Source organism: Pseudomonas algeriensis, assembly GCF_048847255.1.
GTDB lineage: Bacteria > Pseudomonadota > Gammaproteobacteria > Pseudomonadales > Pseudomonadaceae > Aquipseudomonas.
In genome coordinates this window covers 379,778-403,807 of the sequence record NZ_JBKKRK010000003.1, presented here as the reverse complement: position 1 = coordinate 403,807, position 24,030 = coordinate 379,778, and the positions used below count along the sequence as shown (strand labels likewise).

The following is a 24,030-nucleotide window of genomic DNA, read 5'->3' as shown; positions in this document are numbered from 1 at the left end:
CATTCATTGGTGACGGCCTGAGCTGGGCTCGGGCCGTTGCGGTTTTGCCTTCATCGCGACAGTAGCATCACCAGTTGATCGAAACGGCTGTTCGCGACCCACCCCAGCAGGCCGACCACCACCGCCGCCGCGCCTGCCAGATAGGCAAGTCGGTGGCGAACCGCCTTGACGTCGGTACGGATTTCATCCATGTCCCTGCGGATGTACTTGAGGTGGGTTTCCAGTTCAACGACGCGCGGTTCCAAATCAATTCCTCCAGCGGGATTACTGCAACTTTTGCCTTCGTTTTTGGCGTGGGCCCGCTCGCTCCCGAAGGATACGAAGTGGCGGGGCGACACCTTGCATTCATGGCTGCGCATAGGACGTTCCTTCCCTGTGGCCATGATTAATCGAGCGATTCAGCGGGCCTCTACGGGCCGTGACATATCCATCCATGGGTGACACATCCTTGTCTAAATGATCGTTTGCCGGTTAAACGCAACAGAATGCCAAGGTGTCTCAATATGCCCAGGGGGTCAATTGAGCTGATTCGCCACGTCTTGTAAGAAAATTCTTTGAATAAGAAAAAGCCATGGGAAGGCTGTCCCCATCTTCGTGGCATCGGCCCGAACGCCATGCTTTTTCATATAAATTGAGGGAAGCTGGGCTTTTTCCAGTGAATGAGCGGTCCCATTTCCTGAACCTTCTTTCCAATGACGGAGACAACAATGAGCAAAGGCAAGGCGCTATTGATCCTGCATGGCAAGCAAGCGCTCAACGAAGAGGTTCGCGCCGCAGTGATGCTCAAGCGCAAACAGGGTTGGGACCTCGCGGTCCGGTTGACTTGGGAAGCCGGGGATGCCCGGCGATGTGTGGAGGAAGCACTGGCGGCCGGTTATACCCAGTTGATTGCCGGTGGCGGCGACGGGACCTTGCGCGATATTGCCGAGGCCATCGCCCAGCACTCTGGCGATGCCAGCCTGGTATTGCTGCCGCTGGGCACGGCCAACGATTTTTCCCGGGCCGCCGGTGTCCCGCTGGAGCCGGAGCGGGCCCTGGACTTGCTGGAGGTTGAGCCTCGGGCGGTCGATCTGGGCGAGGTCGGCGGGCGGATTTTCCTTAACATGGCCACGGGCGGCTTCGGTAGCCAGGTAACAGCGAACACCTCGGAAGACTTGAAGAAAATTCTCGGCGGGGCCGCCTATCTGTTTACCGGCCTTTCAAGGTTCGGTGAGCTGAGTGCAGCCTATGGCGAACTGCAAGGGCCTGGTTTCCAATGGCGCGGCGATCTGCTGGCGCTGGGGATAGGCAATGGCCGGCAGGCCGGCGGCGGACACATGTTGTGTCCGGAGGCGTTGGCCGATGACGGGCTGCTTGATATCAGTATCCTGCCGGCGCCGCAGGAGGTGGTGAGCACGCTGAAGGACCTGCTGGCCGGTGGCCTGGGTATCGACAACATGTTCGTGCGGGCACGCTTGCCCTGGGTGGAAATCAAGGTAGCCCAGGGGCTGGATATCAATCTGGATGGCGAACCACTACAGGTCGATGATCTGCGTTTTACCTTGCGTCCCAAGGCGCTGCGGGTGCATCTGCCGGTGGACTCGCCGCTATTGGGATCCCCCGGATTGCTCAATCGTCCAGGCTGATGATCTGCTCGCGCACCGCAAACAGCACCAGGCCCGCCACGTCATGGATCTGCAGGCGTTTCATGATCTGGGCGCGGTGGGTTTCCACGGTCTTGATGCTCAGGCTCAAGCCGTTGGCGATTTCCCGGGTGGACTTGCCACGCACGATCAGCCGCAGGATCTCCAGCTGACGCGCCGTCAGGTTATGGGTCGGGGCAGGATGGGGCGGCTGTTTCTGCACCCGGGTCAGTGCCTGGTTGATCACGGTATGGGCGATGGCCGGGCTCAGGTAGCGTTCGTTGTTGCGCAGCGCTTCCAGGGCGTGCTCCAGCTCGGTGGGAGTGGCGTCCTTGAGCAGATAGCCATGGGCTCCGGACTCCAGCGCCTGCATGATCACCTCTGGGTCGGTGTGCATTGACAGGATCAACACCTTGCTCTGGGGGCGGACCTGCTTGAGCTGTTGCAAGGCTTGCAGGCCGCTGGTGTCTTTCATGGAAATATCCAGCAGCACGATATCGGGGTTCAGCCGTTCTACCAGCTCCAACAGTTGGGCGCCGTCATTGGCTTCGCCGACCACGGCGTAGCCAGGCAGGTCGAGGACCAGGGCGCGCACACCGGCCCTGATCAGCGAATGGTCATCTACCAGAAGCAAATTACAAGTCAATGGAGAACCTTATTCTTCCTGGCCCGTTCCAGGGTGCGAGGCGCCCAGGGAAAGCGAGCTTCGATATGCGTGCCTTTGCCGGCCTCGCTGGTTACCTTGAGGGCGCCGCCCAGTTGTTCGACCCGTTCCGACATGCCGGCCATGCCGCGTTGCCCTTCGCGGGCGGGATGGATGGCGGGGACAAAGCCCCGGCCGTCGTCGCTGATGAGCAGCGTCAGCCCTTCGGGCAGTCGTTGCAGGCGTACCAGCAGGTTTTTTGCCTGGGCGTGGCGCAGGATGTTGGTGACCGCTTCCTGTGTGATCCGAAAAGCCGCCACTGTCATTTCTTCCGGGATACCCGTCATGCGTTGCTGGCAATCCAGGCTCCAGTTTACGGGGGTATTAGCCAGGGTCTTGAGCAGATGCGCGCGCAGGCTGGCTTCGAGTCCCAGGCTGGTCAGTTGCCTTGGATTGAGGATCGCCGACACGTCGCGCACCTTGTTCAACGTTTCTTCCAGCGTCTCGCTGAGCACGGAGCATTGGCCTTGCAGCTCTTGCGGCATGCGACGCTTGAGCCATTCGCTCTGCAGTTTTGCCGCTGTCAGCAATTGGCCAATGTCGTCGTGCAGTTCGCGACTGAGGCGATGGCGCTCGTTTTCCTGGACCTCAAGCAGCCGGTCAGCGAGTTCCTGCGGCTGGAATTTGATGGATTTTCGTGACAACCGATACTGGATCCAGACACAGGCAAGGGCTGCGACATTCAGCACCAGCAAGCTCAACGGCACCGTGAGGGCCGACAGGTAAGCCAACAGACAACCGAGGGTCGAGCAGATGCACAGCAACAGCGTGAACCGGCGGGCGTTTTCTCGGGAAGGTGGCCAGGAAATGAATGACTTGAAGCTGGCGTACATAGCGGATGGAGCCAATGGGTGTTCGCTGCGGGCAAGCCGGTCAGCGCATCTGACGGGCCGGGTCGGGTAAACGTTTCAGGTCGGGGATTGCTTCAGTTGGCGGCGGCTGGTTGAAGCGAACGACGCGAGACATAGTACCACTTCAAATATCGTTGGTCGCGCTCGGCTTGGCGGCCCGAAAGCTCCGTGCGCCGGGCACATGGCACCAGGCAGCGACAGGCAGCTTCATGCTTGTTTCTGGGCGTAGGGCACCAATGCCAGCGGGCGCGGTGGTTGTAACGCCTGACAAGGGCTCTGACCCACCTGGAAGGCGAAGGCTTCGATCAGCGACGTCTGTTCGCTGTTGTCCAGGCCCAGTTTACCGGTGGTGTGGTCGACCAGCTCCAGCTGCCAGGCCATGAGCGTGAAACAATCCTTGAGCGCGACCAGGGCCTGCTCATGCAGTTCCATGTCCTGCGCATGGCTGAGCAAGCCGTGGATATGCAGTGAAAACTCCGAAACGGCCTCCAGCGCCAGCGCATCGGCCTTGTTTGCCAGCTTCAGCAGCGTGCTGAGCATGCAATCAATGGCGTCTTTATCGTTGCTGATCAATTGCAGGTGGCTCAGGCATTCCTCTGACTTGGCCAAGAGGGTCTCGGCTTCGACCAGGAACTCAGGAAGGCGCTGGCTCCAATTCTTGCGATCGTTCGGCATGCTTATCTCCACAACATCATGTCAGGCGAAAAGTAAATCGCGCGTGGCGAACGGTTGGATCTCATGGCCGACAACGAACCAATACGCCCGGCGCGCCCATGCGATCCGGCAAAGAGCTGCTGTTCGCAAACGATTGCACGGGCGGGATCGGCCGAAAGGCTTGAGGTTCGGTGTCCTGCGATGGCGCACAAAAGCCTGACTCCGTTCAGCAATGAGAATGGCGTCACATTAATGGCTATTGGATAGCGCGAATATCAGGTTGGACCTGATTGTGCCTAGGGGAATCCCTTAGGCAGGGGAACTTCGTGCGCAAACCGGAGTCGCGCAGCGAAAAAATAACGGATGAAAACGGAACGCCAGTAAAACATGATGTTAATGTGACATCAATCCCCGAGGGGAGTATTTTGTGTCGGGGTCAAGATCCAGCCCCGGCAGCCGATAAGCCTTTACAAGATTCATCCGAACAAGCCCAGGAGTCATCGATGGCCGGCATTCTCGACACAGTAGATCAGCGAACCCAACTGGTGGGTGAGAATCGCCTGGAAATTCTCATGTTTCGCCTGGCAGGGCGGCAATTGTTTGCCATTAACGTGTTCAAGGTCCAGGAAGTGTTGCAACTGCCGAAGCTGACCTTGATGCCCCAGCGCCATCCTTTCGTCTGCGGCGTGGTCAACCTGCGGGGCCAGACGTTGCCAGTCATTGATCTGTCCCAGGCCATCGGCATGCGTCCGCTCGTGCCCGGGCCGAACAGCACCATCATCGTCACCGAGTACAACCGCTCGGTCCAGGCGTTCCTGGTGGGGGGCGTGGACCGCATCGTCAACATGAACTGGGAAGCCATCCTGCCACCGCCGACCAGCGCCGGCCGCGAGCATTACCTGACGGCCATCAGCAAGGTGGACGATCAGTTGGTGGAAATCATCGACGTGGAGAAGGTCCTGGCGGAGATCGTCCCCTACAACGCCAAGGTTTCCCGAGACAAACTCGAAGACCCGGTGCTGGAGCGCGCCCGTGGTCGCGAAGTCTTGCTGGTGGACGATTCCAACGTAGCGCTCTCCCAGTTGCGCGATACCTTGGGCCAGTTGGGCGTGAAGATGCACATCGCCAGCGACGGCTTGAAGGCGTTGAACATGCTCAAGGCCTGGGCTGATTCCGGCGAGGTGATGACTGACAAGTTGCTGATGATCTTCACCGACGCGGAAATGCCAGAGATGGACGGCTATCGCCTGACCACCGAAATCCGTAACGACCCGCGGCTGCGTGGGCTCTATGTGGTGCTGCACACCTCGCTGTCCGGTAGCTTCAACGACTCGATGGTCAAGAAGGTCGGCTGTGACAACTTCCTCTCCAAATTCCAGCCGGACAAGCTCGTCGATGTAGTACGCCAACGGTTGATGCTCGACTGAAGCCAATCCGGGTTTGTTTCATCGACCGGCTCGTATAAGGTTGCGTTTTTTCGCCACCAGGAACGTCGATCATGTTGCGGCTGAGTGCGCTTTACCGTTATCCGTTGAAGTCCGGCAAGGGGCAGCAGGTCCAAGGGATTGGCCTGGACAAGCTCGGGCTCGACGGTGATCGTCGCTGGATGCTGGTGGATGAGGCCAGCGGACGGTTCCTGACCCAGCGAGCCGTGGCGAAAATGAGCCAGCTTTCGGCGCTGTGGAACGAGGCGGGTGGCCTGACGCTCAGTGCGCCGGGCCATGGCGTCATCGAAGTGCCGTTGCCGCCTGCCCACGAAGAACAGCGGCGCGGCGTGATTATCTGGCGCGACACGTTGCGCGTGCCGGATGCGGGCGACGAGGCGGCTGCCTGGGTCAGCGCGTTCATCGGCAATCCTACCCGGCTCGTGCATGTGCCAGTGGAGTTGGCCCGCACCACAGCCGCCGGGTATGGCAAGGACGATGACAAGGTGGCCTTCGCCGACGGTTTTCCCTTGCTGTTGATCGGCCAGGCCTCATTGCAGGACCTGTCTGGCAGGGTAGGTCGCCCGCTGGAAATGCTGCGTTTCCGTCCGAACCTGGTGGTCGAGGGCAGCGAGGCGTTCGCCGAAGATGGTTGGAAGCGTATCCGTATCGGCGATATGGAGTTGCGCGTGGTCAAGCCGTGCTCGCGCTGCATCATGACCACGATCGATCCGCAGACCGGTGAGCGCGATCCGCAGCGCGAGCCTTTCGCGACGTTGCTGCAGTACCGTTCGACCCCGGACGGTGCGATGTTCGGGCAGAACCTGGTCAATGACGGTAATGGCAGCCTGGAAGTGGGCATGCCGGTCGAAGTGCTGGAATAAAAAATGCCCGTGTCGTTGGACACGGGCATTTCATTTACCACGCAATCGCTTTTGCCGTGGGGGCAAGCGTCCTTGCTACGGTCCGACTCAGCCGCGATATTCGCACAGGTAAGCCGTGTCGACGGCGACCTTGAGCTGGAACTTGCTGTTGGCCGGGACGTTGAACTGGCTGCCGGCCGCGAAGGTTTCCCAGTCGGTGCTGTCAGGCAGTTTCACGGTCAGGGCGCCGGAAACAACGTGCATGATTTCCCGCTGGGCGGTGCCGAATTCGTATTCGCCCGGTGCCATGACGCCGATGGTCGCGGGGCCTTCGGCAGTGCCGAACGCGATCGACTTGACGGTGCCGTCGAAGTACTCGTTGACTTTGAACATGGGCGATTCCTCGAGAAAGGGCTGAAAAAGGCGGCCAGTATGCACAAGGCCACACGGGCCGTCATCTGCTACGCCGGGTCAGCCCGTCAGCACCAGAGGCAATAGTCGCGCTGTATTGCGGGCGTCCTCGAGCGCGCGGTGCTGTTGTCCGCAAAATTGCAGCCCGGCCAGTTGCAGCGCGCTATTGAGCCCCAACGGTCGTTCCAACCGGCGGGCCTTGGCAAAACGTTGCTTGAGGTTCATGTGCGGCACTTGGCCGAGGAGGCTGTGCAATCGCTGTTGCTGCCATTCCTGAAGAAGCTGCTTGCGATCGTAGTCGCCCCAACTGACCCAGCCTTCCAGGTTGGGGTGGTAGGGCGCCAGCCAATTTTCGAACGCCGGCCAGACCTCGGTCAGAGGCCCGGCACTGTCGATGTTGGCCTGGCTGATGTGGGTCAGCGAGCGACAGAAAGGGGTGAGCAGCGGTCGCCTCAGCGGCCGTACGAACCGCTGGAAATGATCGATTTCCCGGCCGTCTCGATTCACCAGGGTCGCGCCGATTTCGATAATTTCCATTTCGGTTACCGGCCAGCCACCTTCATCGGTGGTGGCCTCCAGATCAATCACCAGCCAGTGAGGCATTGCAGAGTTCCCGGTATCGACGTGCTGATGGGTTTGAGCGTAGTCAAACCCGGCGCTTGCGCCTAGCCCTATCGTGAGGCGCCGACACGAAGGACCGAGCGCAGGTTCTTGCGCCCGAGCGCTTGCTTGGTTGCCCCGGCCAGCTTAAATTGCCGTGTCACTGCGATTCTGAGAGTGGCCGCGCATTGATCGTTCGACTGAGGAGCAAAGTAGGTGAACGAGCAAAAAGCCTTGGACGTGATGCGTGAGCTGGTCGACGCCGGGCAACTGACCGATCCGGACAGCGCTCGCGGCAAACTGCTCCAGACCGCCGCCCATTTGTTCCGCAACAAAGGCTTCGAGCGCACCACGGTGCGGGATCTGGCCAGCGCCGTGGGCATTCAGTCGGGCAGTATTTTTCATCATTTCAAAAGCAAGGACGAAATCCTGTGGGCGGTGATGGAAGAGACCGTCCGCTACAACACCGCGATGATGCGGGCAGCCCTGGCAGAGGGCGGCAGCATTCGCGAGCGGGTGCTGGCGTTGATCCGCTGTGAATTGCAATCGATCACGGGGGAAAACGGCGAGGCGATGGCGGTGCTGGTCTACGAATGGCGCTCTTTGTCCGAGGAAGGGCAGCGGCAAGTGCTGGCCTTGCGTGATATCTACGAACGTGTGTGGCTTGAAGTCCTGGGAGAGGCCAAGGAGGCCGGGTATATTCGCGGGGACGTATTCGTTACCCGACGTTTCCTGACAGGTGCATTGTCCTGGACCTCCACCTGGTTTCGCGCCGGAGGTAGCCTGAGCCTTGATCAATTGGCTAACCAGGCGCTGATTCTGGTATTGCAAGAAAACGATAAACCAGCGGCTGGCCAAGCGCCTGAAACCGCCTAGCTTGAACAAATTGAACGGACTTCTGGGGGAGTGGTTATCTTGACGTTTTCGCCGATGGGGGTGACCTCGCGCGTTCTGGCTGCTCTGGCCTTGTTATGGATGTTGCCCGTCGAGGCGGCGCAGCTGGTCCGGATCGGTGCGGCACATTTTCCGCCCTATACCGTTCGACCCGAAAAAGGTGCGGACACCGGCCTGCTACCGGAACTGGTCGAGGCGTTGAATCGCGCCCAGGCCGATTACCAGTTTGTGCTCGTCCCTACCTCGATCCCGCGGCGCTTCAATGATTTCAAGCAAGGGCGGATCGACATGGCCATCTTCGAAAACCCTGACTGGGGTTGGCAGGATGTGCCGCATACCACGGTGGACATGGGCCTGGAGGATGCGGAGATCTTCGTGACCCAGCGTTTGCCTGACCGCCAGCAGAGCTATTTCGCGGACCTGCGGGCCAAGCGGCTGGCTCTGTTCAGCGGTTATCACTACGCTTTTGCCGAGTTCAATGCCGATCCCAAGTTCCTGATCGGCCAGTTCAACGCCACGCTGACGTATTCCCATGACAGCAATCTGCAAATGGTCTTGCGTGGGCGCGCGGACGTTGCGCTGGTGACCCGTTCGTACCTCAGCGACTATCTGCTGCGCAATCCTCAAGTCGCTCCGCAACTGCTCGTGTCCGAGCGTATCGACCAGATTTATCACCATTTCGCGCTGCTGCGACCCCAGGCGCCGATCTCCGGGGAGGCGTTTGGGCAATTGCTGGGCAAGTTGAGAGACAGCGGGCAGCTGTTGGAGATTTTCAAGCCCTACCAGATCGAGCTCGTGTCGACCCCTCGCCACTGAGGCGACACTAAATTTCCCCTTCCGGCTCACGTCACACGTTGACTACCGACGAATACGTGAGCCTTCAATGCCAGACCTCAATCCTGCAGCGACGCTGCCCTTGCCCGGCGGTCGCTGCCTGGGCGCCGATGAAACCGAACGTCACCTGAGCCTGATGCTCGAAGGCGCGCCGCTGATCCGGCTGCGCCTGGAACGAGGCGCGCCCTTGCACGTGCATTTGCAGGAAACCAACGGGCGCCCGGTGGGGCCGGCGCTTTGGGCGGCCTGCTATTGGCTGTTTACCCGGGATCCGGGCTGCCAGTGCCTGGTCTGGCATCTTGACGAGCGTCCTGGTGAAGCATTGCTCAGCGGCCTGCTGGTGGGTACCGCGCAACCCAACGAATACGCATGCGAACGTACGCTGTTCTGGCAACTGCCGCAGCCCTGGCTGGGGGAGTCGTTCAGTAGCAGTTATCCGCAACAGATGATCATCACCGATGGCAAGCGTCATCCTCGCCGGCCCATCAAGCCTCGGGGCGAGGTGTATCGGCGTTTCGACGCGCGGCTGGGTGCCTGGGTGTCCTTGCGAACCCTTGAAATCGAGCAGGACCTGACGCGTTTCAATCGTTGGCAGAACAGCCCTCGGGTCGCCAGCTTCTGGCAGGAGGAGGGTAGCCTGGAGCAGCATCGGGAGTACTTGGGCAACTTGCAGCACGACCCTCGGGTCTTGACGCTGATCGGCTGTTTCAACGACGAGCCATTCGCCTATTTCGAGGCCTACTGGGCCAAGGAGGATCGAATCGCACCGTTCTACCAGGCCAACGATTATGACCGTGGCATTCACATGCTGGTGGGCGAGGAACAACACCGTGGCCCGCATAAGGTCGCCAGCTGGCTGTCGGCATTGGTGCACTATCTGTTTCTGGACGATCCGCGCACCCAGCGCGTGGTAGCCGAGCCCCGGGCCGACAACGCCCGCATGATCGGGCATCTGCACAACCAGTGTTTCCACTGCGAAAAGGAATTCGACTTTCCGCACAAGCGAGCGGCGCTGATGATCCTGGGGCGCGAGCGGTTTTTTGACCGGTGTTCGTTGATGTAGATCTCACCGCAATTCTCTAGGCCCCATCGCGAGCAAGCTCGCTCCCACCTGGACTGCGACGACGCTTGCGTGGGAGTGAGTTGCTCGGTCAGCCCACCGCGGAATCACCGCCGAGCGAAGGTATCTCCACGCACCCCGGACACCTTGCGGCAATGCACCAGGGCATCGCGGATCATGAAGTTCACCAACGTCGGCGAGACCCCCAGCTCCTTGGCGATGTCTTTCTGCGGCACGCCGTGCAGGCGATACATCTCGAAGGCATAGCGGGTGCGGCTCGGCAACTCGGTCAGGGCCTCGGCAATGTGCTCGAGCGTGGAGAAGTTGATGTGAGACGTTTCCGGCGAAGCACCCTGGATCACCACGTTCAGCCCTTCCTCTTCCGGCCCCGAGTATTTCTGTTCCAGCGCTTGCTTGCGGTAATGATCGATGGCCAGGTTGCGCACGATCTGGAACAGATAACTGAGCTGGGCCTTGAAGGACGAGGTGATCTGGGGCGCCGACTGCAACCGGAAAAACGCATCCTGGACCACATCTTCGGCCCGGGACCGGCAGCCCGTGATACGCGCTGCGATCTTGACCAGGATGGTTCGGTTATCGACGAATGCCTGGAGTAGCGGTGAGTCGCACCTGCTTGTGGATACTTGTTCCGTCATGGAATTCACCTTGCTGCAAATAGTTAGCAGGACGACCGGTCCGGCGGACATGTCCTACACATCGACGGCCAAATTATGCGTAATGATAATTATTGTCAATTGAGAAGAAGAATTATTGATGAAAGGAAGTCCAGCCCGATAGCTGCGACCCGTTGTCGCGGCGCGTGATGGCCTGCAGTTCTGCCACCCGCGTGAGGACAAGGTCGCCGACTAATTATTTGCCGGTGTTATCCGTCCCCATGGGTGACCACTTGCAAGCCGAATTTCAGGCAGGAACCCCCCATGACCGACGCGTTCGAACTTCCCCGCACCCTGGCTCACGCACTCCAGCGCCGCGCCGCGTTGACCCCGGATCAGGTGGCCTTGCGCTTCCTGGCCGATACCCCGGAGCAGGGCGTGGTGTTGAGTTATCGCGACCTGGATCAACGCGCCCGGACCATCGCCGCCGCCTTGCAGGCCGAGGCCCGATTCGCTGATCGAGCGGTGCTGTTGTTCCCCAGCGGCCCGGATTATGTCGCGGCATTCTTCGGTTGCCTGTATGCCGGCGTGATCGCCGTACCGGCCTATCCGCCGGAATCCTCCCGTCGGCATCATCAGGAGCGCTTGCTGTCGATCATCGCCGATGCCGAACCGCGGCTGTTGCTGACCACCGCTGACCTGCGCGACACCTTGCAAGCCATCGAATCGGCACCGCCGGTGCTGTGCGTCGATACGCTCGATCCGACCCGCGCCGAGCAATGGCAAGCGCCGCAGCTGCAATGCGATGACATTGCTTTCCTGCAATACACCTCCGGTTCCACCGCCTTGCCCAAGGGCGTGCAGGTCAGCCACGGCAACCTGGTCGCCAATGAACTGTTGATCCGCCGTGGCTTCGGCATCGATGTGAACCCCGACGATGTCATCGTCAGCTGGCTGCCGCTTTACCACGACATGGGCCTGATTGGCGGCTTGCTACAGCCGATCTTCAGCGGCGTGCCTTGCGTGCTGATGTCGCCGGCCTATTTCCTCGCCCGGCCGTTGCGTTGGCTCGAAGCGATCAGCGAGTACGGCGGCACCATCAGCGGCGGCCCGGACTTCGCCTATCGCTTGTGCAGCGAACGGGTCAGTGAGTCCGCCCTGAGCCGCCTCGACCTGAGTGGCTGGCGCGTGGCCTATTCCGGCTCCGAGCCGATCCGCCTAGACAGCCTGGAGCGCTTTGCCGGGAAATTTGCCGCGTGCGGCTTCACGGCCGACCGTTTCATGGCCTCCTACGGGCTCGCCGAGGCGACGTTGTTCGTGGCCGGCACGCCACGTGGCCGAGGCATCCCGTCGATGCGCATGGACGATGCAGCCTTGACGCAAAACCGTGCCGAGCCGGGGCAGGGCTGCGCGGTGATGAGTTGTGGCGTGAGCCAGCCGGATCATGCGGTGCTGATCGTCGAACCCAACACCCTGCAACCGCTGGCCGACAGCCAGGTGGGCGAGGTCTGGGCCGCCGGCCCGAGCATCGCCCACGGTTACTGGCGCAACCCCGAGGCCAGCGCCAAGACCTTCGTCCAGCATGACGGCCGCACTTGGCTGCGCACCGGCGACCTGGGTTTTATGCGCGAAGGCGAGCTGTACATCACCGGCCGCCTGAAGGACATGCTGATCGTGCGCGGGCACAACCTCTACCCCCAGGACATCGAGCAAACCATCGAACGGGAAGTGGAAGTGGTGCGCAAAGGACGGGTTGCCGCCTTCGCCGTCGATGAGGCGGGCGAGGAAGGCATCGGCATCGCTGCTGAAATCAGCCGCAGCGTGCAGAAGATCCTGCCCCCCGACGCCTTGATCAACGCGATTCGCCAGGCCGTGGCCGACGCCTGCCAGCAAGCGCCGAGCGTGGTGGTGTTGCTCAACCCGGGGGCGCTGCCCAAGACGTCCAGCGGCAAACTGCAACGTTCGGCGTGCCGCGCCCGGTTGGCGGACGCCAGCCTCGACAGCTATGCACGGTTCCCCTCGGCCAAGGCTGAAACCGGCGATGAAACCGCGCCATCATCCGAGCTGCAAGAACTGATCGGCCGCCTCTGGTGCGAGCAGCTACATGTTGAGCGGGTTCGTGGCGACGATCATTTTTTCCTGTTGGGCGGCAATTCCATCGCAGCCACCCAAGTCATTGCGCGGCTGCGTGAAGTGCTTGGTCTGGAACTCAACCTGCGCCTGCTCTTCGAAGCGCCGACCCTGGACGCGTTCGCGACGGCAGTGGCAAATCTGCAACAGGACGGCGGCCAGGCCCAAGGCGCCATCAAAGCGTTGGCGCGCGATGAAGCCCTGCCGCAGTCCCTGGCCCAGAACCGTTTGTGGCTGACTTGGCAGCTGGACCCTGCCAGCCGCGCCTACAACATCCCCGGCGCCCTGCGCCTGCGCGGTGAGTTGGACGAACAAGCGCTGCGCGCCAGCCTCCAACAATTGACCGAGCGCCATGAATCCTTGCGCACACGGTTCCTGGAGCGCGACGGCGTGGCCCTGCAGCGGATCGATCCGGCCGGCGAGTTCAATCTGCAGGTGATCGACCTCAGCGACGTGGCCACCGATCAACGCGAAGCCCAGGCCCAGCGTATCCGCGAAGACGAAGCAGCCACTCAATTCGACTTGGAAAAAGGCCCGCTGCTGCGGGTCGCCTTGCTGCGCCTGGCGGAAGACGATCACCTGCTGTTGGTGACGATGCACCACATCATTGCCGATGGCTGGTCGATGAATGTGTTGATCGAAGAATTCTCGCGACTGTACGCCGCAGCGTCCCAAGGACAAATCGCCGCGCTGGCGCCGTTGCCGCTGCAATACGCCGACTACGGCAGTTGGCAACGGCAATGGCTTGCCCAGGGCGAAGCCGATCGCCAACTGGCGTATTGGAAACAGCAGTTGGGCGACGAGCACCCGACCCTGGCGCTGGGCACCGACCACCCGCGCAGTGCCCAACTGCGTCGCAGCGCCGCGCGCCATAGCCTGCGCGTGGACAAGTCACTCAGTGATGCTCTGCGCCAGATCGCCCAGGCCCATGACGCGACGGTGTTCATGCTGTTGCTGGCGGCGTTCCAGGCCTTGTTGCAGCGCTACACCGGTCAGTCCGACATTCGCGTCGGCGTACCCAACGCCAACCGCCCGCGCCTGGAAACCCAGGGCTTGATCGGTTTTTTCATCAATACTCAGGTGCTGCGCGCGCAAACCGATTCGCGTCAACCCTTCGCCGCGCTGCTGGCCCAGGCCCGGGAGGCGACGCTCGCCGCCCAGGCCCATCAGGACCTGCCCTTCGAACAGCTGTTGGAAGCCTTTCCCCAGGCTCGCGATCAAGGTCTGTTCCAGGTGATGTTCAACCACCAGCAGCGCGACCTCGGCGCGTTGCGGCGTCTGCCGGGACTGTTGGCGGATGAGTTGCCATGGCACAGCCGCGAGGCCAAGTTCGACCTGCAGTTGCACAGCGAAGAAGACCGCAACGGTCGGCTGACACTGTCGTTCGACTACGCAGACGAGTTGTTCGAGGCGGCAACCATCGCGCGCCTGGCCGAGCACTTTTGCAGTTTGCTGCGGGCGGTCTGCGCTGATCCGCAGCAGGCCCTGGGCGATTTGCCGTTGTTGAGCGCCGATGAACTCGCCCAGCAGCAGCGTTGGGCGGCGGCACCCTGCGCGCCCGCCACGCAATGGCTCCCGGAACTGCTTAATGACCAGGCCCGGCTCACACCGCAACGCAGGGCATTGCAGTGGGATGGCGGCTCGCTGGACTACGCTGAATTGCACGCCCAGGCCAATCGGCTGGCCCATTATCTTCGGGACAAAGGCGTGGGCCCGGACGTGTGCGTGGCGATTGCCGCCGAGCGCTCGCCGCAATTGCTTATCGGCGTGCTGGCGATCATCAAGGCAGGTGGCGCCTACGTGCCGCTGGATGTCGATTACCCGAGCGAACGCCTGGCCTACATGCTCCACGACAGCGGCGTCGATCTGCTGCTGACCCAAACCGCGCTGCTCGAACGCTTGCCTGCCTGCGAGGGCGTCAGCGTCATCGCCATGGATGCGCTGCACCTGGAGCAATGGCCGAGCAATCCGCCGCGGTTGCACCTGCACGGCGATCATCTGGCCTACGTGATCTACACCTCCGGCTCGACCGGCCAACCCAAGGGTGTCGGCAATACCCACGCGGCCCTGGCTGAACGCTTGCAGTGGATGCAGGCCGCCTATGAGCTGGATGAAACCGACGTGTTGATGCAAAAGGCGCCGATCAGTTTCGACGTGTCGGTGTGGGAGTGCTTCTGGCCGCTGATCACTGGCAGCCGATTGGTCCTGGCCGGCCCGGGGGAACACCGCGACCCGCACCGCATCGCTCAATTGGTCGAGCAGTTTGGCGTAACCACGCTGCATTTCGTCCCGCCGTTGCTCAGCCTGTTTATCGACGAGCCGTTGAGTGCCCGTTGCACCGGCCTGCGGCGGATTTTCTCCGGGGGCGAAGCGTTGCCAGCCGAATTGCGTAACCGGGTGCTGGCGCAGTTGCCGGCGGCGCAATTGCACAACCGTTATGGCCCGACCGAAACCGCGATCAACGTCACTCATTGGCACTGCACCGCAGACGATGGCGAGCGCTCGCCCATCGGCCGGCCCTTGGCTAACGTGCTGTGCCGCATCCTCGACAGTGAACTCAATCCCGTGCCCGTCGGCGTGCCGGGTGAGCTGTGCATCGGTGGCCTGGGCATGGCCCGGGGTTACCTCGGGCGCCCCGGGTTGACCGCGGAGCGCTTCGTCGCCGACCCCCAAGGGCTGGCGGGCGCGCGGCTCTACCGGACCGGGGACCGGGCGCGCTGGGGTGTCGACGGCGTCATCGAATACCTCGGCCGCCTCGATCAGCAGGTGAAGCTGCGCGGTTTCCGCGTCGAACCTCAGGAAATCGAGGCGCGGTTGCTGGCCCAGGACGGCGTCGCCCAGGCGGCGGTGCTGGTGCGCGATACGGCGGCCGGTCCGCAGTTGATCGGCTATTACACCGCAGCAGTCCTTGATGAAGACGATATCGCCCAGGCCGCGCGCTTGAAAAACGCCCTTGCCAGTGAGCTGCCTGACTACATGGTGCCCGCCCAACTGCTGCGCCTGGACGCCATGCCCCTGAGCCCGAGCGGCAAGCTCGACCGTCGTGCCTTGCCCGAGCCGCAATGGCAGGTGCGCGAACACGTCGAACCGGCCAGCGCTCTCGAACAGCAGATCGCCGCGATCTGGCGCGACGTGCTGGGCCTTGCCCGCGTCGGCTTGAGGGACGATTTTTTCGCCTTGGGCGGCCATTCGTTGCTGGCGACTCAGATCATTTCCCGCACGCGCCAGGCCTGCGATGTCGAGCTGCCGTTGCGTGCGTTGTTCGAAGCCAGTGAGCTGGGAGCGTTCGCCGAGCAAGTGCGGTTGATCCAGGCCAGCGGCCGGACCAACCGTCAGCCGCCGATCGAGAAAGTCGACCGCAGCCAACCGGTGCCGTTGTCCTATTCCCAGCAACGCATGTGGTTCCTCTGGCAGATGGAACCGCATAGCCCGGCCTACAACGTCGGTGGCATGGCGCGGCTGCGCGGGGTGCTGGATGTCGGGCGCTTCGAAGCGGCGTTGCAGGCGTTGATCCTGCGCCATGAAACCTTGCGCACCACGTTCCCGAGCGTCGACGGCGTGCCTCGCCAGCACGTACACGACGAGACGGGCCTGCGCATGGACTGGAAGGACTTCTCCATGCTCGACGCCGACATTCGCCAGCAACGGGTGCAGCAACTGGCCGACAGCGAAGCTCACGAGCCCTTTGACCTGGAAACCGGGCCGCTGCTGCGGGCCTGCCTGGTCAAGACCGCCGAGCACGAACATTACCTGGTGCTGACGCTGCATCACATCGTCACCGAGGGCTGGGCGATGGACATCTTCGCCCGGGAGCTAAGCGCGCTGTACGAAGCCTTTATCGATGATCGCGAGTCGCCGCTGGAACCGTTGCCGGTGCAGTACCTGGACTACAGCGCCTGGCAGCGCCAGTGGTTGGAATCCGGCGAGCGCCAACGCCAACTCGATTACTGGACCGCGCAGCTGGGCCGCGAACATCCCTTGCTGGAATTGCCGGGGGACCGCCCGCGTCCGCCGGTACAAAGCCATCGCGGTGAACTGTTCCGTTTCGACCTCAGCGATGACTTGGCCGCACGGGTTCGTGCCTTCAACGCCGAGCATGGCTTGACCCTTTTCATGACGATGACCGCTGCCCTGGCCGTGCTGCTCTATCGCTACAGCGGCCAGACCGACCTGCGCATCGGCGCGCCGGTGGCCAACCGCATCCGTCCGGAAAGTGAAGGGTTGATCGGCGCGTTCCTCAACACCCAAGTGCTGCGTTGCCAACTCGACGGGCAGATGTCCGTTGGCGAGCTATTGGAGCAGGTGCGCCACACCGTGATCGAGGGCCAGTCCCACCAGGACCTGCCGTTCGATCATCTGGTGGAAGCGTTGCAGCCACCGCGCAGCGCGGCGTACAACCCGCTGTTCCAGGTGATGTGCAACGTGCAGCGGTGGGAATTCCAACAAAGCCGCACGCTGGCCGGCATGAGCGTCGACTATCTGGTCAACGATGCGCGGGCCACCAAGTTCGACCTCAACCTGGAAGTCACCGATCTGGACCGGCGCCTGGGTTGCTGCCTGACCTACAGCACCGATTTGTTCGACGAGCCACGCATCGCCCGCATGGCCGGGCACTGGCGCAACCTGTTGGAGGCGCTGCTGGTGGATCCGGCCCGGCGGCTGAGCGAGCTGCCGTTGCTGGAGGCCGGCGAACAGCGGCAGTTGCTCGAGAGTCTGGGCGAAGAACCGGGCGAGCATCGCCTGGATCGATGCATCCATTCATTGTTCGAAGAACAGGCCAGGGTGCGCCCGGACGCGCCGGCGCTGACGTTCGCCGAGCAGGCCCTGACCTATGGCGAACTCGAACGCCGGGCCAATCGCCTGGCCTGGATGTTGCGCGAACGTGGTGTCGGGCCTCAGGTTCGCGTGGGCCTGGCCCTGGAGCGCTCGCTGGAAATGGTCGTCGGCTTGCTGGCGATCCTCAAAGCGGGTGGCGCCTACGTGCCGCTGGATCCGGAATACCCGCTGGACCGCTTGCTCTACATGATCGAGGACAGCGGCGTCGGTCTGTTGCTCAGCGATCGGGCCATGTTCCAGGCCCTAGGCCAACTGCCGGAAGGCGTGCAGCGCTGGTGCCTGGAAGACGACAGCGCGGCCGTGGCGGATTACCCCGACCAGTCGCCAGGGCTGATCAATCTGCCGCAACACCAGGCTTACTTGATCTACACCTCCGGCTCCACCGGCAAACCCAAGGGTGTGGTGGTGTCCCACGGCGAAATCGCCATGCATTGCCAGGCGGTGATCCAGCGCTTCGGCATGCGCTTTGATGACTGCGAGCTGCATTTCTATTCGATCAATTTCGACGCCGCCACCGAGCGCTTGCTGGTGCCCTTGCTCAGCGGGGCCCACGTGGTGCTGCGCGCTCAGGGCCAGTGGGATGCCGAGGAAATCTGCGGCCTGATTCGCCAACACCGCATCAATATCCTCGGTTTCACCCCCAGCTATGGCAGCCAATTGGCGCAATGGCTGGCGACCCAGGGCCAGACGCTGCCGGTGCGCATGTGCATCACCGGTGGTGAGGCCCTGACCGGCGAGCATTTGCAGCGTATCCGCGCCGCGTTCAGCCCGGATCTATTCTTCAACGCCTATGGGCCGACCGAAACCGTGGTCATGCCGCTGGCGAGCCTCGCCCCGGAGCGACTGGAGGAGGGCGCCGGCAGCGTGCCCATCGGCAGCGTGATCGGGGCTCGGGTCGCCTACGTTCTCGACGCCGACCTGGCATTAGTGCCGCAGGGCGCGACCGGTGAGTTGTACGTTGGCGGCGCCGGGCTGGCCCAGGGTTATCACCAGCGCCCGGGCATGACCGCCGAGCGTTTCGTTGCCGACCCGTTTGCCGCCAATGGCGGACGGTTGTATCGCACTGGCGATTTGGTGCGCCAGCGCGCCGACGGCCAGGTGGAGTACCTTGGACGCATCGACCATCAGGTGAAGATTCGCGGTTTCCGCATCGAGCTGGGGGAAATCGAAAACCGTTTGTTGGAGCACGATGCCGTGCGCGAGGCCGTGGTACTGGCCCTGGACATGCCCGGCGGCAAGCAACTGGCCGGTTATCTGGCCACCGACATCGCCGCTCAGGACGCCGCCGGGCAAGCGGCGCTGCGCGAAGCGCTGAAGAACCACCTCAAGGCGCAACTGCCGGACTACATGGTGCCCGCGCACTTGATCCTGCTGGCGAGCATGCCGCTGACCGCCAACGGCAAGCTCGACCGCCGCGCCTTGCCGATGCCGGACCCGGAACTCAATCGCCAACAATACGTGGCGCCGAGCAATGCCTTGGAGCAAGCGCTGGCGGCAATCTGGTGCGACGTGCTGAACCTGAAGCAGGTCGGCCTCAACGACAACTTCTTCGAGCTGGGCGGCGATTCGATCCTGTCGATCCAGGTCGTCAGCCGGGCCCGGCAACAGGGCCTCCACTTCACGCCACGCGACCTGTTCCAACACCAGACCGTGCAGGCCCTGGCGGCGGTCGCGACTCGCAGCGAACAGGTGAGCGCCGAGCAAGGGTTGTTGAGCGGTGAGTCGGGGTTGACGCCGATCCAGCACTGGTTCTTGGCCAACGAAATACCCAACCGTGAACATTGGAACCAGGCGTTGTTGCTGGAGCCGACCACGCCCTTGGAAGCGGATGGTCTGGAGCAAGCGTTGCGCGCCGTTTTCGAGCAGCACGACGCCTTGCGCCTGGGCTTTGGCAACAGCGCCGGTCAGTGGCGCGCCGAGCATCAGCCAGTATTCGAGGGAGCGCTGCTGGAGACGGTATCGGTGGGCTCGCCGCACGCCTGCGAAGCCGTGTTTGCCCAGGCTCAGCGTGGCTTCGAACTGGCGACTGGGCCGCTGCTGCGGGCCGTGCTGGCGCAGCTGCCGGACGGTCGGCAGCGCCTGCTGATCGCGATTCACCACCTGGTGGTGGACGGTGTGTCATGGCGGGTGCTGATGGACGATCTGCAAACGGCTTACCGCCAATGCGTCGCCGGACAAACGCTGCAATTGCCAGCCAAGACCAGCCCCTTGCGTGATTGGGCCGCGCGTTTGCGGGCCTACGCCGGTAGCGAATCCCTGCGCGAGGAAATGAGCTGGTGGCAAGGTCAGTTAAGTGGCCCGCAGGTGACACTGCCTTGCGCGCGGCCCGACGGCGGGCGGCAGGAACGGCATGCCGACATCGTCAGCCTGCGCCTCGACGCCGAGCGCACCCGGCAATTGTTGCAACAGGCGCCCAGTGCCTACCGCACCCAGGTCAATGACCTGTTGCTCACGGCGCTGGCCCGGGTGCTGTGCCGTTGGAGCAATCACGATTCGGCGTTGGTCCAGCTCGAAGGTCATGGTCGCGAGGCGCTGTTCGATGACATCGACCTGACCCGCACCGTGGGATGGTTTACCAGTGTCTATCCGCTGCGCCTGAGCCCATCGGCCGATGATATCGGCACCTCGATCAAAGCCATCAAGGAGCAACTGCGCGCCGTGCCCCATAAGGGCCTCGGCTATGGCGTGCTGCGTTACCTGACAGACAGCGGCACCCGCGAGGCGATGGCTGGCCTGCCGCAAGCGTTGGTCACTTTCAACTACCTCGGCCAGCTCGACCATGCCCTCGGCCAGGACGCGCTGTTCCAACCGCTGGACGAGCCGCTTGGCGCGATTCACGACCCCGACGCTCCGCTGCCCAACGAGCTGAGCCTCGACTGCCAGGTCAGTGGCGGCGAATTGGCGTTGCGCTGGACCTTCAGTGCCGAGCGTCATGACCGCCAGAGCATCGCCGTGCTGGCCAACGCTTACCTCGACGAACTGCAGCACTTGATCGAACACTGCCTGACGGACGAGGCGGGCGGCCTGACGCCGTCGGACTTCCCGCTGGCGAAACTGACCCAGGCGCAACTGGACAACCTGCCGGTGCCGGCCGCGGAGATCGAAGACGTCTACCCACTGACGCCGATGCAGGAAGGCATGCTGCTGCACACCTTGCTGGAACCGGGCACGGGCCTTTACTACATGCAGGACCGCTACCGCATCAACAGTGAACTCGACCCTCAGCGTTTCGCCCAAGCCTGGCAGGCGGTGATCGCCCGTCACGAAGCCTTGCGCGCCTCGTTCTGCTGGAATGTCGGTGAAGACATGCTGCAGGTCATCCACAAACCCGGCCGCACGCCGGTGCAATACCTCGACTGGACGCAAGTACCCGACGACGCCCAGGAGCCCAAACTCCAGGCGCTGCTCAAGAGCGAACGGGAGGCCGGTTTCGATCTGTTGAACGAGGCGCCGTTCCAGTTGCGCTTGATCCGGGTTGGCGCGGCGCGTTACTGGTTCATGATGAGCAACCACCACATCCTCATCGATGCGTGGTGCCGTTCGCTGCTGATGGACGATTTCTTCGAAATCTACACGGCCCTTGGCGAACAGCGCGAGCCCCACCTGGCCGTGCCGCCGCGCTATCGCGACTACATCGGTTGGCTGCAACACCAGGGCCTGGCCGAAGCCCGGCAGTGGTGGCAGAAGAACCTGCAAGGCTTCGAGCGGACCACGCCGATCCCCGCGGATCGACCGTTCCTGCGCGAGCACGCCGGTGACAGCGGCGGCATGGTCGTCGGCGATTGCTACACCCGGCTCGACGTTCGAGACGGTGCGCGTTTGCGCGAGCTGGCCCAGGCCCATCAGCTGACTGTCAACACCTTCGCCCAGGCCGCGTGGGCCTTGGTGCTGCGTAGGGTCAGCGGCGATCGCGACGTGCTGTTCGGCGTCACCGTGGCCGGCCGTCCGGTGGAGCTGCCGCACATGCAGCGCACGGTGGGGCTGTTCATCAACAGCGTCGCCTTGCGAGTGCAGATTCCGTCGGATGACCAGCGTTGCAGCGTGCGCCAATGGCTCAACGGTTTGCTGGACAGCAACATGCAACTGCGCGAGTACGAATACCTGCCGCTGGTGAGCATCCAGGAGGTCAGCGAACTGCCCAAGGGCCAGCCGTTGTTCGACAGCCTGTTCGTGTTCGAGAACGCGCCGGTGGAAGTCTCGGTGCTGGACCGCGCCCAGAGCCTCAACGCCACCTCGGATTCAGGGCGCACCCACACCAACTTCCCGCTGACGGCGGTGTGTTACCCGGGCGACGATCTCGGACTGCACCTGTCCTACGACCAGCGTTACTTCAATGAGTCGACGGTCCAGGGGCTGCTGGGTGAGTTCAAGCGATTGCTGCTGGCGCTGATCGAAGGTTTCCACGGTGACATGGCCGAGCTGGCGCTGATCGGGTCTGAAGAAAAGACTTTCCTCATCGAGGGCTGCAACCAGAGCGAACGTGCCTATCCGCTGGAGCAGAGTTACGTGGAGCTGTTCGAGGCCCGGGTGGCGGCTCATCCGCAACGCATTGCCGCCAGTTGCCAGGACGACAGCTGGACCTACGCCGCGTTGAACGAACGCAGCAACCGCCTCGGTCATGGGCTGATCGAGGCGGGCGTCGGTCTCGACCAGCCGGTGGCGCTGCTGGCCGAGCGCGGCCTGGACTTGCTGGGCATGATCATCGGCAGCTTCAAGGCCGGCGGCGGTTACCTGCCGCTGGACCCAGGCCTGCCGAGCCAACGCCTGAGCCGCATCATCGAGCTGAGCCGCACGCCGTTGCTGGTGTGCACGAGAGCTTGTCGCGAACAGGCGTTGGCCTTGCTGGAAGAGTTCGCCTGTGCCGGGCGGCCGAAGCTGCTGGTCTGGGAAGACGTCCAGGCCAGTGATACGGCGGTGGACAATCCTGGCGTTTACAGCGGGCCGGACAACCTCGCCTATGTGATCTACACCTCTGGCTCCACCGGCTTGCCCAAAGGCGTGATGGTGCAACAGCGCGGCATGCTCAACAACCAGCTCAGCAAAGCGCCGTACCTGGCGCTGGATGAAACGGACGTGATCGCCCAGACCGCGTCCCAGAGCTTCGATATTTCGGTGTGGCAGTTCCTGGCCGCCCCGTTGTTCGGCGCCCGGGTGGACCTCGTGCCCAATGCCATCGCCCACGATCCCCAAGGACTGTTGGACCATGTGGGTCGTCAGGGCATTACCGTGCTGGAAAGCGTGCCTTCGTTGATCCAGGGCATGCTCGCCCAGGAGCACACCGGTCTGGATGGGTTGCGCTGGATGCTGCCCACCGGCGAAGCGATGCCACCGGAACTGGCCCATCAATGGCTGGTACGTTACCCCGACATCGCCCTGGTGAATGCCTACGGACCGGCGGAATGTTCCGATGACGTGGCGTTCTTCCGGGTCGACATGGCCTCGACCCGTGGCACCTACCTGCCCATCGGCACGCCGACCGACAACAACCGTTTGTACGTGCTCGACGGCGCGCTGGAACTGGTGCCATTGGGTGCGGTGGGCGAGTTGTGCGTCGCCGGCACCGGAGTGGGGCGTGGTTATGTCGGCGATCCGTTGCGTACGGCGCCGGTCTTCGTGCCCAACCCGTTCGGCGCGCCGGGCGAGCGGCTGTACCGCACTGGCGACCTGGCGCGCCGCCGCAGCGATGGCGTGCTGGAATACGTCGGGCGCATCGATCATCAAGTGAAGATCCGCGGTTACCGCATCGAACTGGGGGAAATCGAAGCACGGCTGCATGAGCAGCCCGAAGTCCGCGACGCGGCGGTCGGGGTGCAGGAGGGCGTCAATGGCAAGCATCTGGTGGGTTATCTGGTTGCTGCCGACTCGACGCTCAGCCCGAGCGAACGCCTGGATCGGATCAAACAGCGCCTGCGCAGCGAGCTGCCCGAATACATGGTGCCGCTGCACTGGCTGTGGCTCGACCGCTTGCCCCTCAATGCCAACGGCAAGCTCGATCGCAAGGGGCTGCCGGCGTTGGAAATCGGCCAGTTGCACGGCCACGACTACCAGGCGCCCGCCAATGCGCTGGAGCAGACCCTGGCGGATATCTGGGCCGAAGTGTTGAAGGTCGAGCGGGTGGGGGCGCGGGACAATTTCCTTGAGCTGGGCGGGCACTCCTTGCTGGCGACACAAATTGCCTCCCGCGTGCAGAAGGCCTTGCAACGCAACGTGCCGCTCAGGGCGATGTTCGAGTGCAGCACCGTGGAGCAATTGGCTGAATACATTGCGGGGTTGCAAGCCAGCGAAATGACCGAGGAGAAAGTGGACCGCTTGAATGATCTGATGGCGGAGTTGGAGGGATTGTAGTGCTGTGATGCCTGTCGCGGCCTCATCGCGACAGGCTCGCTCCCACAATGGATCGGAGTCCAGAGATCAAAATGTGTGAGCGAGCCTGCTCGCGATGGGGGGCGAGACTTTTGTCGCGGTTTTGCGATCGAACCGTCGAGCTATCGCCAGTGGCTGCGTTTATCTACTGTCAGACCTTACAGGTCGTTA

General features: G+C 62.7%; 14 protein-coding genes. 7 read left to right on the top strand and 7 right to left on the bottom strand.

Annotated features, from left to right (window positions below; all coding sequences use genetic code 11):
* Positions 1-50: 50 nt before the first annotated feature.
* Complete coding sequence (locus ACLK1G_RS07050; RefSeq protein WP_420764770.1) at positions 51-359, bottom strand: hypothetical protein; 309 nt, start codon at positions 357-359, stop codon at positions 51-53.
* 348 nt (positions 360-707) lie between these two features.
* Here ACLK1G_RS07050 and yegS point away from each other — a divergent pair, with 348 nt between their 5' ends.
* A complete protein-coding gene (yegS, locus tag ACLK1G_RS07045) occupies positions 708-1,625 on the top strand; it encodes a lipid kinase YegS (RefSeq protein ID WP_420764769.1) in 918 nt (305 codons plus the stop codon).
* On the opposite strand, the gene ACLK1G_RS07040 is transcribed toward yegS, so the two are convergent.
* From ACLK1G_RS07040 to ACLK1G_RS07030, 3 genes are all read right to left on the bottom strand, one after another.
* On the bottom strand, positions 1,609-2,268 hold the full coding sequence (locus tag ACLK1G_RS07040) for a response regulator (RefSeq protein WP_420764768.1): 660 nt from the start codon (positions 2,266-2,268) through the stop codon (positions 1,609-1,611). The genes yegS and ACLK1G_RS07040 overlap by 17 nt on opposite strands.
* Entirely contained in the window at positions 2,265-3,158 is an 894-nt protein-coding gene (locus tag ACLK1G_RS07035) for a sensor histidine kinase (protein ID WP_420764838.1), read from the bottom strand. Before ACLK1G_RS07035 ends, ACLK1G_RS07040 begins: the two co-directional genes overlap by 4 nt.
* 225 nt (positions 3,159-3,383) lie before the next feature.
* Positions 3,384-3,851 (bottom strand): hypothetical protein, encoded by a 468-nt coding sequence (locus ACLK1G_RS07030; protein ID WP_420764767.1) that lies wholly within the window; start codon positions 3,849-3,851, stop codon positions 3,384-3,386.
* A gap of 482 nt (positions 3,852-4,333) precedes the next feature.
* On the opposite strand from ACLK1G_RS07030, the gene ACLK1G_RS07025 reads away from it, so the two are divergent.
* Together ACLK1G_RS07025 and ACLK1G_RS07020 are read left to right on the top strand one after the other, a co-directional pair.
* Positions 4,334-5,257, top strand: a complete 924-nt coding sequence (locus ACLK1G_RS07025; protein ID WP_039588994.1) for a chemotaxis protein CheV — start codon at positions 4,334-4,336, stop codon at positions 5,255-5,257.
* Positions 5,258-5,328: 71 nt separating this feature from the next.
* Positions 5,329-6,138: an MOSC domain-containing protein gene (locus ACLK1G_RS07020; RefSeq protein WP_420764766.1), complete on the top strand. Its 810-nt coding sequence runs from the start codon at positions 5,329-5,331 to the stop codon at positions 6,136-6,138.
* A gap of 87 nt (positions 6,139-6,225) precedes the next feature.
* Here the strand turns inward: ACLK1G_RS07020 and ppnP are convergent, their stop codons facing one another.
* Positions 6,226-6,510, bottom strand: a complete 285-nt coding sequence (gene ppnP / locus ACLK1G_RS07015; protein WP_003183665.1) for a pyrimidine/purine nucleoside phosphorylase — start codon at positions 6,508-6,510, stop codon at positions 6,226-6,228.
* A gap of 78 nt (positions 6,511-6,588) precedes the next feature.
* Entirely contained in the window at positions 6,589-7,131 is a 543-nt protein-coding gene (locus tag ACLK1G_RS07010; RefSeq protein WP_420764765.1) for a 3'-5' exonuclease, read from the bottom strand.
* Positions 7,132-7,344: 213 nt separating this feature from the next.
* On the opposite strand from ACLK1G_RS07010, the gene ACLK1G_RS07005 reads away from it, so the two are divergent.
* The 3 genes from ACLK1G_RS07005 to ACLK1G_RS06995 all read left to right on the top strand — a co-directional run bounded on the left by ACLK1G_RS07005 (position 7,345) and on the right by ACLK1G_RS06995 (position 9,919).
* A complete protein-coding gene (locus ACLK1G_RS07005) occupies positions 7,345-8,004 on the top strand; it encodes a TetR/AcrR family transcriptional regulator (protein ID WP_420764764.1) in 660 nt (219 codons plus the stop codon).
* Positions 8,005-8,058: 54 nt separating this feature from the next.
* The gene (locus ACLK1G_RS07000; protein ID WP_420764837.1) at positions 8,059-8,838 is read left to right on the top strand and encodes a substrate-binding periplasmic protein; all 780 of its coding nucleotides are present in this window, start codon (positions 8,059-8,061) and stop codon (positions 8,836-8,838) included.
* A 67-nt stretch (positions 8,839-8,905) separates the two neighbouring features.
* A complete protein-coding gene (locus ACLK1G_RS06995; protein ID WP_420764763.1) occupies positions 8,906-9,919 on the top strand; it encodes a GNAT family N-acetyltransferase in 1,014 nt (337 codons plus the stop codon).
* Between the two features lie 104 nt (positions 9,920-10,023).
* Here ACLK1G_RS06995 and ACLK1G_RS06990 read toward each other — a convergent pair whose 3' ends face one another.
* Positions 10,024-10,572, bottom strand: a complete 549-nt coding sequence (locus tag ACLK1G_RS06990) for an RNA polymerase factor sigma-70 (RefSeq protein WP_039589001.1) — start codon at positions 10,570-10,572, stop codon at positions 10,024-10,026.
* A gap of 282 nt (positions 10,573-10,854) precedes the next feature.
* Between ACLK1G_RS06990 and ACLK1G_RS06985 the strand changes: the two genes are divergently transcribed.
* On the top strand, positions 10,855-23,841 hold the full coding sequence (locus tag ACLK1G_RS06985) for a non-ribosomal peptide synthetase (RefSeq protein ID WP_420764762.1): 12,987 nt from the start codon (positions 10,855-10,857) through the stop codon (positions 23,839-23,841).
* Positions 23,842-24,030: the final 189 nt, after the last annotated feature.

Excerpts from the sequence above, each read along its gene's own strand:
- ACLK1G_RS07050 (WP_420764770.1), bottom strand. The coding sequence starts at position 359 with ATGCGCAGCCATGAATGCAAGGTGTCGCCCCGCCACTTCGTATCCTTC.
- yegS (WP_420764769.1), top strand. The coding sequence starts at position 708 with ATGAGCAAAGGCAAGGCGCTATTGATCCTGCATGGCAAGCAAGCGCTC.
- ACLK1G_RS07035 (WP_420764838.1), bottom strand. The coding sequence starts at position 3,158 with ATGTACGCCAGCTTCAAGTCATTCATTTCCTGGCCACCTTCCCGAGAA.
- ACLK1G_RS07030 (WP_420764767.1), bottom strand. The coding sequence starts at position 3,851 with ATGCCGAACGATCGCAAGAATTGGAGCCAGCGCCTTCCTGAGTTCCTG.
- ACLK1G_RS07025 (WP_039588994.1), top strand. The coding sequence starts at position 4,334 with ATGGCCGGCATTCTCGACACAGTAGATCAGCGAACCCAACTGGTGGGT.
- ACLK1G_RS07020 (WP_420764766.1), top strand. The coding sequence starts at position 5,329 with ATGTTGCGGCTGAGTGCGCTTTACCGTTATCCGTTGAAGTCCGGCAAG.
- ppnP (WP_003183665.1), bottom strand. The coding sequence starts at position 6,510 with ATGTTCAAAGTCAACGAGTACTTCGACGGCACCGTCAAGTCGATCGCG.
- ACLK1G_RS07010 (WP_420764765.1), bottom strand. The coding sequence starts at position 7,131 with ATGCCTCACTGGCTGGTGATTGATCTGGAGGCCACCACCGATGAAGGT.
- ACLK1G_RS07000 (WP_420764837.1), top strand. The coding sequence starts at position 8,059 with ATGGGGGTGACCTCGCGCGTTCTGGCTGCTCTGGCCTTGTTATGGATG.
- ACLK1G_RS06995 (WP_420764763.1), top strand. The coding sequence starts at position 8,906 with ATGCCAGACCTCAATCCTGCAGCGACGCTGCCCTTGCCCGGCGGTCGC.
- ACLK1G_RS06990 (WP_039589001.1), bottom strand. The coding sequence starts at position 10,572 with ATGACGGAACAAGTATCCACAAGCAGGTGCGACTCACCGCTACTCCAG.
- ACLK1G_RS06985 (WP_420764762.1), top strand. The coding sequence starts at position 10,855 with ATGACCGACGCGTTCGAACTTCCCCGCACCCTGGCTCACGCACTCCAG.